The sequence below is a fragment of the Psychrobacter sp. 1U2 genome, from assembly GCF_051847575.1.
Genome location: NZ_JBPYDC010000008.1, coordinates 34,734 through 52,269 on the forward strand (window position 1 = coordinate 34,734; position 17,536 = coordinate 52,269).

The window sequence follows — 17,536 nt, forward strand, 5'->3', positions numbered from 1 at the left end:
TGTCATGCAAACACAATACCTTGAAAGATCCTAAAAACCCACCTCAATTTCAGGTAAAATAGCCGCCTGTTTTATTATCGAACTGCTCACCGTTTATGCGTCTAAAATCTCTTAAACTGGCAGGCTTCAAATCCTTTGCCAATGTTACGAACTTTACCTTTCCTCGCGGTATTACTGCTATCGTCGGGCCCAATGGCTGTGGCAAATCAAATGTCATTGACGCTATACGTTGGGTATTAGGCGAAACCTCAGCCAAGCAGTTGCGCGGCGGAGCGATGAGTGATGTGATCTTTGCTGGCACGCAGGACAAATCCGCCAAAAGCGTCGCTAGTGTGGAGCTGACTTTTGAGCATACACAAGATGAGCAAACTGGTATTCGCCATGAGTTTAACCTCTATCAGGAGCTCTCAGTACGCCGGCAAGTTAATCTAGAGGGGCGTTCTGATTATTTTATCAATGGTACGCGTTGTCGTCGCCGTGATGTGGTCGATGTTTTCTTAGGCACTGGGCTTGGCGCGCGCAGTTATGCGGTGATCGAGCAAGGTATGATTGGCCGTATTGTTGACTCAAGTCCCATGCAGCTGCGTGAGTTCATTGAAGAAGCGGCAGGCGTATCACGTTATCAAGCTCGCCGGCTAGAGACGCAAAAGAAGCTCGAAAAGACACAAGAGAATTTAGCGCGTCTGCATGATATGCAAAGCGAGCTGGTCCGTCAACAGAAAAGCTTAGCGCGTCAAGCGACTAGCGCTCAGCGTTATAATGAGCTGAATGAAACCTTAGCGGATATCAAGCAACAACTGGCCATTCAGCAGTTATATCAAGCCAAACAAGCTCAGCTGCAACATAAGAGGAACTATGAGCGTAGCGACTTGGCGCTTAAAAAACTACAAGCTGATCATGAGCAGCTCAAGCATAAGCAAGACAAACTAAGCACGCAGATTAACCAAGAACAATGGCTCAAAGATGAAGCGCAAAGCGCGCATTATAAGCAGCAGCTTAGCTGTCAACAAACCGAATATGAGCTTAATGATATCACCGCTAAAGCAACCGCCATTAAACAGCAGTTAGTTGATTTAGAGCGGCAACGTCAGCAGTCGATTGATGAGCTTGATAGACTAAAAGCTGAGCAGGATCAGCAGCAGCTAGCGCTTGATCGTTTACAGCCTGAGCTTACTGAGCTAGCAAAAAAGCGTCAAAACTATCAAACCGATGAGCAACCGCTACAACGTGCATGCTCTGAATCACAAGCGCAGTTAGCGCGTCTGCAAGATAACGCGCGTACCCTCGAGCAGCAACAAGCGCTCAATAGCCAAGCGCAAAAACGCCATCAGCTGGGTCAAAATAAGCTCGCGAGTCGTCAGCAACATTGGCAAACGCTGTGGCAACAGACGCTACCTTCTGTTGATGATGCTTCCAGTAACAATGCTCAAGCTCATGATAGCAATGCTGACAATGCTAGTAGCCTTATTAACGACTTAAAAACTCAGTTGCAGCAGCGCGCTCGTCAGCAAGATAGCGTCGCTGAACGGCTAGCGGAGCTACAACCGCAAGCTCATACTTTGCAGCAGCGTTTGACCGAGCAGCTACGCGAGGTGACGGAACAAGAAAAGAGCCATGCCCTATTGGCAGGCGAGTACGATACGCTACATAAAATACTACATCCCAAACCTATTAAAAAGTCGACCACGCAACAGGCAAAGTCGGATAAAGATTTGGCAAATAACGTCGCTATTGAAGATGAAAGTCTACTGCCGATTTCCACTTTGCGCGAGCAAATTGAGCTGAGTGAACTCGGTCAGCAGCATGCTCAAATCCTCGATAACGTATTAGCATTATGGCTAGACAGTCAAGTGCTTATTGGTGATCGAGTTGATCTGAATTCAAAGCTAGAGCTTCACGGATACCTACCCAATTTACTTAGTCTTCAGCATAATCAAATTGACCATTCTAAGCAAAGTAAAGGGGTTACCAGTAGCTATAGTTTATGGCTACCCGCTACAAAACGCGCTAGTGTAAATAATAGTTTTATTAGCGAGCTACCCGCTGATTTGAAAGATAAAGTTCTGCCTTTTTCAGCGCTGATTGCTAAGCCTGCGCTGGCGATATGGCAGCAGTGCTATTTATACATTGCAGATGAGCTTAGCCGCGAAAGCACTATAGAACTGACCGAAATCTTAAAAGTGTTGCCGCCATCCGCTTTATTATTGACCGCAAAGGGTTGGCTTATCAGCGACAAAGGCACAATAAACTTTGGTCAATTAGCCAAGCAAAAAGATGCTACGCACAACAGTCATTTTTTGACGCAGCGCCTCCAGCAACAGCAGCGTTTAACCCAATTAGAAGAGTTACTCGATAGTAGCGATGAGCATATTGATAGCTTGCACAAGCAAATGAAGCACAGCCAAAATGAGTATGACGCGCTAAAAGTAAACTTGGATGAGAGCCGCGCCCAAAACGATCAGCTTACCCGTGAGGTTTATCATTATCAGCAGCAACTGGCGACTGAAAAAGCTGCGCTTAAACAAAGGCAAGCTGACACGCAGCGTTTGCAGCGCGAACAACTGGTTTTGGCAGATGAGCAACAAGAGCTAGTAGCAGAGCAAAAACGACTCGCTGATGAGCGCGAGCAAATCGAAAAAGACTTGCAAGTAGTAACGTCTAAGATCCAAACAGCACAGCAGCAGCGTAAACAGCTCCAAGTGGAGCGTGACGAGCTACAACGTAATCGACAAAATGTTGAAGCCGCTTGGCAAGCCTTACAGCTACGCCAGCAAAAAATCGAGATGCGTCTTGAGCATAGTGCCAATAGTCTGGAGCGTGCCACTAAGTTTCTTGATGAGTCTTGGCAAAATCGGCAAGCACTGATCGCAAGCCTTGATAGCTACCAACAACAACTGCCAACGCTGCAGGCCACATTACAGGCTATAAAAGCCAAGCGCGATGAGCAGCAAGATGTATTAGCAGCGCGTGAAGTCACTCTGACCACACTTAAACACGATTATAATGAGCAGCAATCTGCCTTAGACACTCTGCAGACAACCTTGCAAACTCAGCAAGATAACAGCGCCAAACAAGCCACAGAGCTGGCGCTTAGTGAGTCCAAACTTCACGACGCTAGTGACAACGTACAAAATGCGCTCGATCATTATCAGCACATTCTAGCTAACCGTAATGACAAAGCCACTAACAGCCCTGAACCATTACCGCCGACGATAAGCGTTTCAAGCTTACTAACTGATTTTATCATTCATGAGCGCCGTGTCCGTCCCGAGAAAATCGCTGAGCTACAAGCCGAACAAGCCAATCTTGAGCAGCGAATTAATAAAATAGGCGCGGTCAATCTAGCGGCAGTTGCAGAACTGGCTGAGGTCAATGAGCGCCTAGAGCCGCTAACGCAGCAGACTGAAGATATCGCTGCTAGTATGCAGACTTTGACTGCGGCCATTGCTTCTATTGATGAGACCACCAAGACGCTATTTATGCAGACATTGGAGTCGGTCAATAGTGAGTTATCAAAATTGTTCGCCAAAGTATTCGGTGGCGGGCAAGCCAGCCTAACGCTAGATTTGGAGGATATGCCTGCTGATGCCAATGCTGATATCAGCGTGGATAAATCTGAGCATTGGCGCGCAGGCTTGACCTTAATGGCGCAGCCAAAAGGTAAGCGTAATAGTCGCCTAGCCGTACTCTCGGGCGGCGAGAAAACTTTGACCGCGCTGAGCCTGATTTTTGCGATATTTAAGCAGCATCCGGCGCCATTTTGTGTGCTCGATGAAGTCGATGCGCCGCTTGACGATGCTAATGTCGGACGTTTTACTAGCCTCATTACAGAGCTAGCTGATGACTTACAGTTTATCTTTATTAGCCATAATAAACTCTCGATGCAGATTGCCGATGAGCTTAAAGGTATTACTATGCCTAGCGCTGGCATCTCTACATTAGTGAGCGTCTCGCTTGACGAAGCCGAAAAATATATCGAAAGTTAAGTATTGCGAGTTAAGTATTGATAAACAAACTTTATAATTTAGGGTAAAATCAGGGCAGTTATATCTATGGCGCGTTTTTGCTCGTTGGTACCCAATCAGCAGCTCACTAAGATGATTATTAACAAGTGTCAAACCGTTACAATGTGATGACGCTTTTAGGTAGCCGTGCTAGACTGATAGCGTTTAAACTGCTGTATATTTTCTGATTACTTTTATCATTACCTATATTGTTACCTTTATTATTACTAGGATGTATTCTCTTATGACCGCTATCCAGTTTGTATTGATCGCCATTGCCGCTTTGATTGTGCTAGCAGGACTGTTTATGGTCATTCGTAGTTTGAAACGCCGGCAAAATACCGATGCGGTAGCGGTGAATTATGACAAAAACGGTATTCCGATTATTCCGCGTCACGAGCGTAATGTCGTTGATGAGCCAGACTTTGATGATGCTATCGCCGGTGAGACGAGTATCGCGCCTGATAGAGAGTATCTCAGTGCTGTGGTGGAAGAGGAGCCGTTGACGCACAACCATACTGAAGTCGATGCGCAGTTGACGCAGAATCGCGCTACGACTACTAATATCAATGATAATGATACAAATCCAGAATATGCTAGCTGGCAAGCAGAACAGCAGCGCGCAGATAACGAAGAGTTTGCGCAACTTGCACGAGATAATTACTCTGACACGCAGAGTGAGCCGGATGCTTTTTCAAGCCTTATGTCAGCGACTGACAGCCTGATGCCAGTGATTGATACCGCTGAGGAGCCAAGCTTCACGGACAATAGCCCTGTGCTCGACCAGCATTTATTAACACCCATTGACGAGGCGCAAAACGGGCCACTAATCAATGCCAAAGACAATATCAATATTACTATCTTGCCGCAGCAAAGCCGAGAACGCCCGAATGCGATCATTCGTGGCAGCGATTTATTAACTTTAGTGGATAAGTACGGTTTGCGTTTTGGCGCGATGAATATGTTCCATCGTTATGAGCAAAAAGACGGCACCGGTATGCTTTGGTTCAGCATGATGGGCATTACTGATAATGGTATTGCACCTTTTGACCCGCACAGCGTGGCGACCAATGTCTATAGCGGCGTGGTGCTGTTTTTATCGCTGCCACATCCACAAGCCGTGCGTAGCTTTGATAGTATGATGAGTATTGCTTATATGATGGCAAGCGACCTCGGTGCGGTAATGTTAGACGAAAATAATGAACCGATTACGCCGGATTATAAGCAGCAGCTGCGTAATCAAGTTCGCGATTATGACAGCTAACATAGCAAAATAACCCTCTACTTAGCGCCATTTTTATTGAATAAAAGTGGCGTTTTTTTATGCCAGTCTTTGCTGTAAAGCGCCCTCTAAATTGTTATCATAGTTGCTATTATCAATCGTTGAATAACTACTATAGATACCGACTATGACTGACTCTGGCAACACTAATGACCATAAAAATGTTTCGATCGATGATAGCAATGTCATCACAAAAATGCGCACTTTAATCGCCGCGCTAAAAACTCATAATAATGCCTATTATGTCCTTGATAATCCTATCTTAGAAGATAGTGAGTACGATCAGCTGCGGCTATCACTACTCGAGTTAGAAGAAGCGTATCCGGACCTTATTCAGCCTGATAGCCCGATCAATCAAGTCGGCGATGTACCGCTGTCGGCCTTTACTCAAGTCACTCACGATATTCCTATGCTATCGCTCGGTAACGTCTTTGATTATGATGACTTGCATAGCTTTATGCGCCGCGTCAATGATCGCTTAAGCGACGCACAGCAAAATCCTGAGTATGAGATGGAGATGAAGCTCGATGGTTTGGCGGTGTCACTAAAATACGAGTATGGCCAGTATGTGCAAGCGATCACGCGCGGCGATGGGCAAACGGGTGAGGATATTACACAAAATGTAAAAACCATCCGTAATCTGCCATTGTGGCTAGGCGATGCCAAAGATATCGAATTGCTAGAAGTACGCGGCGAAGTGCTGATGCCCAAGGCAGGCTTTGAGCGCCTCAATCGTCTAGCCATTGAAAATGATGAAAAAACCTTTGCCAATCCACGTAATGCCGCTGCTGGCAGTCTGCGCCAGCTCGATCCCGCCATTGCCGCCAGTCGCCCTTTAGCCTTTTATGGTTACTCAGTCAATCAAGGCTTACCTGAGACTATTGACACTCAGTCAGCTGCCCTAGCTTGGCTGGGTGACTTAGGCTTTACGGTTAGCGCGGTACGAGTGGTTGCTAATCCACGCGAGGCGCAAGAGTACTACGAGTCAGTCATTGAAAAACGTGAGAAATTACCGTTTGAAATCGATGGCACTGTCATTAAAGTCAACAGCTTAGCCTTGCAGCAGCAATTAGGCTTTTTATCTAGAGAACCACGCTGGGCGATGGCTTATAAATTCCCTGCCGAAACCGTCATGACCCGCCTGCATACTATCGAATGGCAAGTGGGGCGCACCGGACAGATTACCCCAGTTGGCAAATTAGAGCCGGTCAAAGTTGGCGGCGTCACCGTGAGCAATGTCACCTTGCATAACTTTGGCGAGATTCAGCGCTTAGATGTGCGAGCGGGCGATATGGTCAGCGTCCATCGTGCTGGTGATGTCATCCCGAAAGTCACCCGCGTTTGGGAAGACCAACGCCCAGACGATTCTAAACCTGTCAAGTTACCTTCGACTTGTCCGGTTTGCGACTCGCCTGTGGTGTTACCAGAAGACGAAGCCTTAGCGCGTTGTACAGGCGGACTATTTTGCCCCGCGCAGCAGACCGAGGCCCTTATTCACTTTGTCTCGCGCCGTGCGATGGATATCGACGGACTGGGTGAGCGCTGGCTCATTAGTTTCTTTGAACATGGGCTCGTCAAAACCGTTGCCGATATTTATCAGTTGCATAAGCATCAGGATGAAATGATTACCTATGAGAAGCTAGGCGAGAAGTCGGTGCAGAACATCATCGACGCTATTGAGGTCAGTAAAAAAACCACCTTAGCAAGATTTATCTACGCGCTAGGTATCCGCGGTGTTGGTGAGGGCACCGCACAAAACTTCGCCCAACAATTTGGTGATTTAGATAGCTTAATGAGCGCTAATATGGAGGCGCTTATCGCCACGCCAGACGTTGGTACTATCACCGCCGAGCTGACCTACGAGTTCTTTCGCGCTCCGCACAACATCGAAGTCATCGACAAGCTCCGCGCGGCTGACGTGCATTGGGATAACGTTGAGCAAGTGGCCTCTAGCGATTTACCCCTTGATGGGCAAACGTGGGTGATTACCGGAGCGCTCGCGAGCATGGCACGCGATGAGGCCAAAGCCAAACTGCAAGCCCTCGGCGCAAAGGTGGTTGGCAGTGTGTCCGCCAAAACTACGGCGTTGTTGGCAGGAGAAAAGGCCGGCTCAAAGCTGACGAAGGCAGAGAAGCTAGAGGTTAAGGTCGTGGGCGAGGAAGAGTTTTTGGCAATGTTAGAAGAGTCGTAAATCTTTAATATGAAAGCGAGTTGTAGGGTGGGCGATAGCGCAACCCACCGATACTGTTCGATATATTGTAAAAGATAAAAGATAAAAGAATCAGCCTCAGCATCGCGTTCTTTAAAGCATAGAAATATGCGGGTTATGGGTTAGCTTTCTTTACTGATTAAGCTCGGCGCTCGTCCCTCGCGCAACCGCTCTGATTTCGTAGAATAAAAAGAGAGTAGTAGGGTGCGCCCCGCGCACCGTTTAAGAATCGGATCTTTGAACTCTAAGTACCATTCGATTAATAGCTTAGCTTTGAATCATTTGCGTAGATAAGTACATTCAATCTATTGTTTCCTATCTATGCGTTGGTGCGCGGGGCGCACCCTACGGCTTAAATTACCAACACCTTTATCAAAATTTCGGAAGTCCATGGCATACTATACTTATACTCAAGTAATGCGTCACGTAGCTATCATCGCCTGTACAAGTGTGGGCGTCGAATATTTAACCGGAAGTATTAGCTTGTCGTTTTTATTACTTTTGATTCTAGTCATGAGTTACTTGAAATGGTTAGGTGTATTTACATCAGTCAATTCTCAAAAAATAGACATAATTGCCAGCATACAATACTTAAAAAGTACTGATATTAAGGCTGAATTAAAATTACCAAGTTTCGAATTCTTAGCAAAAGAGTACAATGCTGGATTTTTCTTGACGATAGCTATCTTTGCGCTAATGATATGGCTGAGTACAAAACTCATTATTGCATGGCTGATGCCCTTCTTCATAAATCAATCATTTGATCCCTCTGATATCATTTGGGCAGTGCTACCGATTAGTATAGTGATACTTTGTTATTTGGTAGCTAAGAATGAAGATAAAAATAAAACGCCATTAGTCACAATATCTAGTCTTAGGTTGTTACCAGAAAAACTACAAATCATTAAATTCAATCAAGCGTTAGATATACCATGGCATTCGATTAAAGATATTCACGAAAAACGAACACGTTCACGTGCTCTGTTGAAGATAGTAGTGAATGAAGAGAGTAGTGAAGTTAAATCAAATTATGGAGAATGTTTGTTTGACACTTATCATGCGTCTTATAATGCAGCAGACATCGAACAGCTCGCTATAGTTTATTGGGCAAAAGCCATAAGTAAAGAGATTAAAGAAGTCGAGTAGGGTACGCCCCGCGCATCATCTCAGAACTTTTTTAAGAATTAAAAGTGTTATTTAATGAATATCTGAACGTTACGTTAAATCATTTGCATAGATAATTATCTTTATCTGTTGTTTCCTATTTATGCGTTGGTGCGCGGGGCGCACCTTACAAGTTACGACTTTTCTTACATATTAATAATGTCACTCAAAGAACTACTCTCCCAATTCCTCATGCGGATTAACCGTAGCCTCACTTTTCTTACCATCCGGAACAATCTTAATCGGCAGAACTAAACCCTTAGCAAAGTCATCTGCAAAGACATACTCATATTGGCTAGCCTGTACCTCAGGAGTCGCATGAACAATTAGCTCGACGGTTTCGCCATCGGTTAGCTCATGTGAAGTATAGCTATTACTAAGCTGATCGAGTACTTTTGATAACGCCTCATTACTCGCCATGCCGACGGTGAGATTATGCTGAGCAGTCGCCTTGTCTACTTTGAAGTAATCAGCGTAATCTTGTACATTTTTACTATCGATATCAAAGGGGTAATCATAATTAGCTCGTTCAGCCGCTTGTTCACCACTAGCCACTTTTGACCAGTCAATATCAGTAACTACTGATGAGGTTTCAGTTGCAGTAGTAGCATTATCAGTCTCTGTAGAAACACTTTTCTCAGTATCAGCAGAGCTATCAACACGTTCATTACCACTATTATCACAACTTGCTAATGCGATCATGCTAAGAGTAGAGACTAGCGTGAGTCTCAATAAACGAGTTCTCATCAATCTTCCTTTTTTCTTATGAGCAGCTTTGCTATGCGTTTATGGTCGTTAATTTTCTTGACTATTATTTTGACAGCTTTTGCTAGCGTTAACCACTGAATCCGTCATAAAAAAACAGCCATCATATGATGACTGTCTAATATATTGATAAATGTTTTAGTTAAAAGCTAAACACTATCAATGCATAATTGACTCAATACTACTATCTACCGATTTTACAGTTGACTTGGTATCCTTTACCGTCGGCCCATTTCATAGCCAGTACGCCTTCATCGCCTTTCATGTGCCACGCGTAGATGACTTCTGGGTTAGAGTCGTTAATATAGCTTGCCGTGTCGCCATTGACGCCGCCGACCAAGATTACTTCTTGTTGTGTCCAGTTCAGTTTCGGAACAGTTGCGCTAATCGTCGCTTGCTTTTTGTTGATAGACTGCTTTGCTAAGATTTGGCTATCATCAGTACAAGTATACGGGGCAGGCGCCATACGGTCATAGGCCATATCGCTCATACCAGTCGTAGAGGTAGCTGGGGTTGTAGGAGAGGTTGGAGTGGTAGTCGAGCAAGCTGCCATCAGAGCAACAGCAGGTAAGGTTGCGGTAAGTTTCATCATAGTATTCATAGAGGTCTCCAAAATATAATGCTTTGTTGTTAAAAGTTATAATTAAAGGTTATAGCACTCTAAGTGCATGGAGCTTATGGTAACGAAAGCACCTGCTTTTGAATGTTAGGAATTGTTCACTACCTTATAACTTTATTGCTTAAATATTGACTAATGTAACTATAAATTTTAACTAAATAAAGCGGCTGCTAACTTAAGTCAGCAGCCGCTTTATTAATCGGGATTTGTATTGTTTGCTAGTTTTGATTTCAGCCTATTTATTTTGTTTTACGTGGTGGCAAACCCGTATGCTGGGTTTGAAAATTACCTTTACTAACCTTTTTCTTAGAACGGTTATTCGTTTGACTGTTGGCTGAGTTGTTTTTGCTGTTATTCTGGCGCTTAGCCGAGTCATTACCAACGCGGCTATTTTTCTTACGCGCTGATTGGTAGCTGTCTTGATTGGCGTCGCGTCCTTCTAGATGGGCATTAAAAGGTGGTATGAGGCAACCTCTGTTTTTACCGATTAGATCGCTACGGCCCATATCTTGCAGCGCTTTGCGTAGTATTGCCCAGTTTTTAGGGTCATGGTAGCGAAGGAAAGCTTTATGCAGTTTACGCTGCTTGCCGGACTTGACGATATCCATATCACCTTCACTGCGGCTAACTTTATGTAGCGGATCTTTATGAGTATGATACATCGTCGTCGCAGTCGCCATTGGGCTTGGATAAAACGCTTGCACTTGATCGGCGCGGTAGCCATAGCTCTTGAGCCACAATGCAAGGTTCATCATGTCTTCATCTTTAGTGCCAGGGTGTGCCGCGATAAAGTAAGGTATTAGATACTGCTCTTTACCGGCCTCTTGGCTGTATTGTTCGAACATCGCTTTGAACTTATCATAGCTGCCCATACCGGGTTTCATCATTTTTGCTAAGACGTTTTCTTCAGAATGCTCCGGCGCGATTTTGAGATAACCACCGACATGATGGCTGACGAGCTCTTTGACGTATTCAGGATCTTTTACCGCTAGATCATAACGCAGACCGGAGGCAATAAGGATTTTTTTCACGCCCTTAATATCACGCGCTTTACGATACAGCTGGGTCAAATTACTGTGATCAGTAATTAGGTTTTCACAGACATCCGGATAGACGCAAGAGGGCTTACGGCAGTGCTTTTCGATGGTTTCGTCTTTACAGTTAAGACGATACATATTGGCCGTCGGGCCGCCTAAGTCTGAGATGACGCCAGTAAAGTTCGGCGCGGTATCACGAATGGCCTCCACTTCACGTAGGATAGAGTCCTCTGAGCGGTTTTGGATAATACGACCTTCGTGCTCCGTAATCGAGCAAAAGGTACAGCCGCCGAAACAACCACGCATGATATTGACCGAAAACTTAATCATGTCATAAGCAGGAATACGTGCATCACCGTAGCTTGGATGAGGCAGACGTGCATAAGGCAAGTCAAAGACGTAGTCCATCTCTTCGGTCGACAGCGGAATCGGTGGCGGATTGAGCCAAACGTCAATGGATGTAAATGAGTTGCCCGCGCCGCTACTATGGCGCTGCACTAGCGCCCGCGCGTTACCGGGGTTAGTCTCAAGATGTAGAATACGGCTGGCGTGAGCGTAGAGTACGGGGTCTGATTTGACATGGTCGTAATCTGGCAGACGGATAACCGTTTTTTCGCGCGGTGGCATTTTTAGCTTATGTTTAAGAGCGGTTTTGGGCTTATATTCTTTATTATCTTGAGTATTCATGCCGCGCATTTGCACTACTTGCGTATCGAGATCAACTTGCTCAGCGTTAAGCACTTTATGAGTCACAGGCTCCGCGACAAATCCCGCATATTGCGCAGACATGCCAGTCATCGCTTGGCCAACGGGCGAGTCGCTAGGCTTTTCTTGTTCAATCTTGCAGCTATCAACGTCTTCGGTCATTACGTAAGGGTTGATAATTGGATCAACGCGGCCAACGGTATCAACATCGTTGCTCGCGACCTCCACCATATCTGCTTGCCAGTGACGACGGCTTGGCGTAAGTAGATAAGCCGTACCGCGCAGTTTACTCATTTGTTCAAAGGTGTAGCCTTTTGAGAGACCATGCACCACATCGACGATAGCGCGTTCGGCATTACCGTATAATAAGACATCAGCACGCGAATCGAGCAAGATACTACGGCGTACTTTATCCGACCAATAGTCATAATGGGCGATTCGGCGCAGACTACCTTCGATACCGCCTAGAATAATTGGTACATCAGGATATGCCTCACGGCAGCGCTGGCTATAAACGATAGCGGCGCGGTCTGGGCGTTTATTCGCCACATTGCCTGGCGAGTAGGCGTCATCGCTACGTATCTTGCGATCGGCAGTGTAGCGATTAATCATACTGTCCATGTTGCCAGCGGTAACGCCGTAAGCATAAACCGGTTTGCCAAGCTCCATAAAGGCGTCTTTGCTCTTCCAATCGGGCTGGGCGATAATACCGACGCGAAAGCCTTGTGATTCTAAAAGACGTCCAATAATCGCCATACCAAAGCTGGGATGATCGACATAAGCATCGCCCGATATAATTATCACATCGCAAGCATCCCAGCCTAGCGCGTCCATCTCTGCGCGAGTCATCGGCAAATAAGGCGCAGGCTCATAGCAGCTTGCCCAATGCTTATCGTAGTCGTATAACGGCTTAGTGCCTTGTTTAAAAGCGGTATGAGCGATGGTATCAGCAGACATGGGCAGACCTGTATGTTTGAGGCTAATTTAAAGGCGCTCATTTTAACATGAATTGCTTTCAGGGTGTAAAAAAGTGATTTTGATATTTTTTGATAAGTTATTGATAGTTTAAGAGAAATTTAGGATGTTACTGTGAAAGCAAGGGGGCAGTTCATAATAATAAAACAGCCAATTAAATTAAGCTTTTTTATTCCGAAGCTATTGCTAATGTGATTTAATAACAGCAGAGCACTTTCTCAATAATGGTCTTATGTGAGAGTGAAAATGATAAATAAAAACTTAACTCGCAATTCATATCGCAAACCAGTAGACGACAATTTACATGGTGAGGTATCTAGTCGTATCACTTTACTGACGCTTCTTATGATTTTACCGATGCCAGCTTATGCAGCAAATGTCGTCGGGCATCTCACTTTATATTATATGTTTTATGTGATACCTATTGTCCTGTTGCTACATCTTATCGCTATGATTTATTTTCAAAAAAGAGACCGTTATCGCTCTAAAGCTTTTACCAGCAGACATTTAATAATCGTAATGCTGTTTTTGGTAATAGGTGCGGCAGTAACGATGTTTGAGTATATGACTAATATGAGCAGCACAGGTATGCACATCGGTACTTTTTTATCGATTGTGTTTGTTTATGGATTTATCGCCTTATTATTTGCTATTCCTTATCTGCTGCATTTTTTCACTATCGAAAAATAAACGGCTATTACTGCAATGGAGTTTGATTATTAGCAATGATTAATCCAACAATATCTTCGTCCCACTTTTGGTGAAATTCATCACAAACTGACTGCTAAAACTACGCACATTGTTCTCATGCGTCAATAGGTCGCGGGTAAATTGATGGTAATCCTGCATATTTTTAGCATTGACCATTAGCATAAAATCCGCATCGCCTGACACTTCATAACAGCTCATCACCCGCGGCTGACTACTCATCAAGCGCTCAAATCGGTGCTGCATAGAGTTATTCGAGCGTAGCATCTGGATCATAACTATCGCTGTCAGGCCATATCCCACCTTGTTTGGATTGACGATAGCCACTTGTTTGCTAATTATCTCATTATCTATTAACGCTTGTACGCGTCGCTGTGCGGTTGCAGTAGACACGTGTACTTTTTCGGCAATGGTTTTTAACGGTAAAGTTGCATCGTCTTGCAGTAGATTTAATATAGCTTTATCGGTTTGATCAAGAGTGTGCGTCATAATAATATGCTCTTAATTAGGCAAGGTTATTAGTCAATAAGTATAATCAGTAATAAAACTAAATCATGATAAATAATGAATAATAATGCGATATTACGATAAATAAATTCATAAGTAGTTAAATATAGAAATAATATCTCAAAGCGCTCGCGTAAACTAGCTTCCCTCAGCTTAATAATAACAAGATGCTGAATGATAGAATCTCATTCGATTTTTGGAGCGTTTATGTCAACTACAGCCTTATCAACGGTGTTCACAAGTACTATTTCGCGCTTGCCGCTACCGACGATATGGACAGCGGGTAGTACTAAGCAGCGCACGCTAATCATGGGCGCGGCATTAGCGGTATTGTCGAATTTATTATTTGGCGTACTTTATGCTTATAGTCACTTTTTAGCGCCACTATCCGGCACGCAGGTTTTTATCTGGCGCATGCTAGCGATGTGGACGGCGCTAGTAGGGTATTTAGTGGTTAGCGGGCGTTTAAGCTTGCATATTGATAAGTTAAGACAGCTAAGATCAATCAAGCAATGGGCGTGGTTACTATTACCAACACCGATATTCTTAAGCCAGTTTTGGCTATTTATGTGGGCACCAGTCAATGGTCAAGGCGTACAAACGGCGATGGGCTATTTTCTATTTCCCTTAATGATGGTGGTGTTTGGCTGTGTGCTATTCGGTGAGAAGCTGAGCCGTTTGCAGTGGTTAGCGGCGGGATTTGCGGCGTTAGGCGTTGGCAGTGAGATTGTACGGACTCAAAGCGTGTCTTGGGCAACACTTTGGGTGTGCGGTACGTATCCGTTGTATTATATTATCCGCCGTCTGCAAGGTATCGGCGCGATTACCGGACTACTCGTTGATTTAACGATTTTTGCACCTTTTGCTCTAGGATATTTGTTCTTTATAACGCCAAGTAGTTTGAGCTTAGTTGGCGGCTCTAGCTTCTTTATTATGATGCTAATAGGACTGGGTATCTTAAGCGTTCTTGCGATGAAAACCAACGTCGATGCCAGCCAAATGCTGCCGGTGAATGTCTACGGTATGATGAGTTATTTGGAGCCTGCCTTGCTATTTATCTTAGCCATCACGTTACTTGGTAATCCGTTTGAATCGGCAATGCTCTATAGTTATGGTCTGATTTGGTTAGGGATAGGGTTTTTGATTATTCATGGCGTAAGACAGTTACTTAAGACCAACAGAGAGACAAAAGAAATCAAAGCTGCGTTAACGACCAAAACTGCATAACTTTAGAGTTAAAAAAGGACGGCTAATATAAGCCGTCCTTTTTATTTTTGCAGTTTATCGATGACTTTAGCCCAAATGCTGTTTAAAGCCGCGCTGCTTGTCACGTTCCCAGTCGCGATCTTTCAGAGTTTTACGTTTATCATGCTGCTTTTTACCAACGGCAAGTCCGATCTGACATTTCACCATCGAGCGCTTCCAGTAGCAGGATAAGGGCACGCAAGCATAGCCTTTTTGGTTAACTGCGCCGTAAAGCTTATCGATCTCGCGGCGATTAAGTAGTAGCTTACGTGTGCGCGTGGTGTCTGGATTGACATGGGTTGAGCTACTTATTAGTGGCTGAATATGGGCACCAAATAAAAAAGCTTCATTATTACGAAAGATAATATAAGCTTCGGTAATGGTCATTTTTCCGGCGCGAATGGACTTGACCTCCCAGCCTTGCAGTGACAATCCTGCCTCAAAAGTCTCTTCAATAAAATACTCGTGCCGCGCTTTTTTATTACTGGCAATTTGGTTGTCTGGTTTTTTAGATTTTTTTGACATAATTTCTCCCTCAAAACGTTAAGTTGCTGTTTTAAATGTGCTGACTTGAACTTAACGCTTTAGTCTTACTGTTCCTCATCCTAACGGGCTAATTTTATAATTAATTTGCGGTCATAAAACGGATGAGTCGAAGCGAGTATTGTAACAAATCGCTAGTTAAAAAGGGTAAAGCGAGCTTAGGACAAATGTAGTCGTTACTATTGTAACCTAAGCTCGCAAAAGCGGATAAACTGAGTGTTCAATCACTGCTAAATTTGCTAGGATACGCATACCATCAATGACTATATTAGCCTTGCTATGAACCCAGCCTCTACACCTAAAGTCTCAAAATTACATACCAAAATTCTCTATCCTGGCACTTTTGATCCGATTACTACTGGTCATGTCGATTTGGTCAAACGCGCGACAAAACTATTCGATGAAGTAGTCATTGCTGTGGCTTCAGGCCATCATAAAAAGCCTTTGTTTAGCTTTGAGGAGCGAGTGCGGTTGGTCGAAACGGTATTTGCGGATCTGCCGCAAGTCTCTGTCGTTGGGTTTGAAGGCTTGCTGGTGGACTTTATGCGCGAAAAGGGAGCGACTGCTGTTTTGCGTGGATTACGCGCAATGTCGGATTTTGAATATGAGTTTCAACTGGCCAATATGAACCGCGAGCTTGATGAAAACTTTGAGGCAGTGTTTTTGACGCCGTCACAGAATTACTCTTTTATCTCATCAACTATGATTCGCGAAATCGCTAAGCTTGGCGGTGATGTCAGGAAGTTTGTACCAGAGTGCGTCTCGCAAGCTTTTATTGATAAGTTAGCCATTCAGACTGAATAGATCAGCAAGTATTGGCTTTTATCACTAACGAAGCGTATTTTTATAACGGTAACCACGAAATCATAAAGGGGTAGGTCATGGCATTACTAATCACTGATGAATGCATCAACTGTGATGTCTGCGAGCCGGCTTGCCCGAATGAGGCCATCTCCGAGGGCGAAGACATTTACGTCATCGATCCTGATTTATGCACCGAATGCGTCGGTCACTTCGATGAGCCGCAATGCGTGGTGATATGTCCGGTGGACTGTATTCCCAAAGATCCGGATCATGTCGAGAGTGAAAGCGATTTATTAGCCAAATATAAGCGTATTACTGGTAAATAATCTTTTTGAATATTAAGTCATATCAAAGTCATTAAACTATCGATTAAATATGAATCATTGTAGGATGGGTTTTTAACCCAGCCTACGCCCAAAACATTTTTTAAGTTTCAAAATAATTTGAAAAGACTCTCCCTATCAATTCTTAGGTTTGCTATACTAGCGCGCTTGGTAGACTAGGCAATCGCCGCTGCATACTATTTGTTTTTTAATGAATAGACTTGCAGGGGAGGAAAGTCCGGGCTACATAGGGCAGCGTGCCAGCTAACGGCTGGGCAGGGTAACTTGACGACCAGTGCAGCAGAGAGTAGACCGCCTTTAGTGTCTGACATTATCGGTAAGGGTGAAAGGGTGCGGTAAGAGCGCACCGCGTGAATGGCAACATCTCACGGCAAGGTAAACTCCACGCGTAGCAAGACCAAATAGGCATCGATATGGCGCGGCCCGCGTTCGATGCGGGTAGGTTGCTTGAGCGTACGAGCGATTGTACGCCTAGAGGAATGATTGTCCACGACAGAACCCGGCTTATCGGTCTACCAAACCTTTTATGTGTCATATGTTGTTATTATATTTTAGTCGTTAACGCATTTTTTTTGCAAAAAATGTCAGATTGGGGTTGACGCAAGTCAATGCTATCGGTATTATA

13 protein-coding genes and 1 other RNA gene are annotated in these 17,536 nt (G+C 44.5%); 9 read left to right on the forward strand and 5 right to left on the reverse strand.

The window, feature by feature from the left end:
• The first annotated feature begins 95 nt into the window (after nucleotides 1-95).
• The 4 genes from ACS8FD_RS05765 (at nucleotide 96) to ACS8FD_RS05780 (ending at nucleotide 8,641) form a co-directional block, all read left to right on the forward strand.
• On the forward strand, nucleotides 96-3,986 hold the full coding sequence (locus ACS8FD_RS05765; protein WP_439274884.1) for an AAA family ATPase: 3,891 nt from the start codon (nucleotides 96-98) through the stop codon (nucleotides 3,984-3,986).
• Nucleotides 3,987-4,248: 262 nt separating this feature from the next.
• Entirely contained in the window at nucleotides 4,249-5,268 is a 1,020-nt protein-coding gene (locus ACS8FD_RS05770; protein WP_439274885.1) for a cell division protein ZipA, read from the forward strand.
• 145 nt (nucleotides 5,269-5,413) lie between these two features.
• Nucleotides 5,414-7,477: an NAD-dependent DNA ligase LigA gene (gene ligA, locus ACS8FD_RS05775; RefSeq protein ID WP_439274886.1), complete on the forward strand. Its 2,064-nt coding sequence runs from the start codon at nucleotides 5,414-5,416 to the stop codon at nucleotides 7,475-7,477.
• A 408-nt stretch (nucleotides 7,478-7,885) separates the two neighbouring features.
• A complete protein-coding gene (locus ACS8FD_RS05780; protein WP_439274887.1) occupies nucleotides 7,886-8,641 on the forward strand; it encodes a hypothetical protein in 756 nt (251 codons plus the stop codon).
• A 192-nt stretch (nucleotides 8,642-8,833) separates the two neighbouring features.
• Here the strand turns inward: ACS8FD_RS05780 and ACS8FD_RS05785 are convergent, their stop codons facing one another.
• From ACS8FD_RS05785 to ACS8FD_RS05795, 3 genes are all read right to left on the reverse strand, one after another.
• Nucleotides 8,834-9,406 carry a hypothetical protein gene (locus tag ACS8FD_RS05785; protein ID WP_439274888.1) on the reverse strand — a complete coding sequence of 191 codons (573 nt, stop codon included), beginning with the start codon at nucleotides 9,404-9,406 and terminating at the stop codon, nucleotides 8,834-8,836.
• Nucleotides 9,407-9,608: 202 nt separating this feature from the next.
• Nucleotides 9,609-10,025 carry a hypothetical protein gene (locus ACS8FD_RS05790; protein ID WP_439274889.1) on the reverse strand — a complete coding sequence of 139 codons (417 nt, stop codon included), beginning with the start codon at nucleotides 10,023-10,025 and terminating at the stop codon, nucleotides 9,609-9,611.
• 257 nt (nucleotides 10,026-10,282) lie between these two features.
• Nucleotides 10,283-12,742 carry a YgiQ family radical SAM protein gene (locus ACS8FD_RS05795; RefSeq protein WP_439274890.1) on the reverse strand — a complete coding sequence of 820 codons (2,460 nt, stop codon included), beginning with the start codon at nucleotides 12,740-12,742 and terminating at the stop codon, nucleotides 10,283-10,285.
• A gap of 264 nt (nucleotides 12,743-13,006) precedes the next feature.
• On the opposite strand from ACS8FD_RS05795, the gene ACS8FD_RS05800 reads away from it, so the two are divergent.
• The gene (locus ACS8FD_RS05800) at nucleotides 13,007-13,450 is read left to right on the forward strand and encodes a hypothetical protein (protein WP_439274891.1); all 444 of its coding nucleotides are present in this window, start codon (nucleotides 13,007-13,009) and stop codon (nucleotides 13,448-13,450) included.
• 39 nt (nucleotides 13,451-13,489) lie between these two features.
• Here the strand turns inward: ACS8FD_RS05800 and ACS8FD_RS05805 are convergent, their stop codons facing one another.
• Entirely contained in the window at nucleotides 13,490-13,957 is a 468-nt protein-coding gene (locus ACS8FD_RS05805; RefSeq protein ID WP_439274892.1) for an Lrp/AsnC family transcriptional regulator, read from the reverse strand.
• A 225-nt stretch (nucleotides 13,958-14,182) separates the two neighbouring features.
• On the opposite strand from ACS8FD_RS05805, the gene rarD reads away from it, so the two are divergent.
• On the forward strand, nucleotides 14,183-15,202 hold the full coding sequence (gene rarD, locus ACS8FD_RS05810) for an EamA family transporter RarD (protein ID WP_439274893.1): 1,020 nt from the start codon (nucleotides 14,183-14,185) through the stop codon (nucleotides 15,200-15,202).
• A gap of 66 nt (nucleotides 15,203-15,268) precedes the next feature.
• Here the strand turns inward: rarD and smpB are convergent, their stop codons facing one another.
• The gene (gene smpB / locus ACS8FD_RS05815) at nucleotides 15,269-15,745 is read right to left on the reverse strand and encodes an SsrA-binding protein SmpB (RefSeq protein ID WP_025646496.1); all 477 of its coding nucleotides are present in this window, start codon (nucleotides 15,743-15,745) and stop codon (nucleotides 15,269-15,271) included.
• A gap of 297 nt (nucleotides 15,746-16,042) precedes the next feature.
• Here smpB and coaD point away from each other — a divergent pair, with 297 nt between their 5' ends.
• The 3 genes from coaD to rnpB all read left to right on the forward strand — a co-directional run bounded on the left by coaD (nucleotide 16,043) and on the right by rnpB (nucleotide 17,434).
• Nucleotides 16,043-16,567 carry a pantetheine-phosphate adenylyltransferase gene (coaD, locus tag ACS8FD_RS05820; protein ID WP_439274894.1) on the forward strand — a complete coding sequence of 175 codons (525 nt, stop codon included), beginning with the start codon at nucleotides 16,043-16,045 and terminating at the stop codon, nucleotides 16,565-16,567.
• A gap of 77 nt (nucleotides 16,568-16,644) precedes the next feature.
• Nucleotides 16,645-16,893 (forward strand): YfhL family 4Fe-4S dicluster ferredoxin, encoded by a 249-nt coding sequence (locus ACS8FD_RS05825; protein ID WP_439274895.1) that lies wholly within the window; start codon nucleotides 16,645-16,647, stop codon nucleotides 16,891-16,893.
• Between the two features lie 165 nt (nucleotides 16,894-17,058).
• Nucleotides 17,059-17,434: RNase P RNA component class A (gene rnpB / locus ACS8FD_RS05830), an RNA gene on the forward strand.
• Nucleotides 17,435-17,536: the final 102 nt, after the last annotated feature.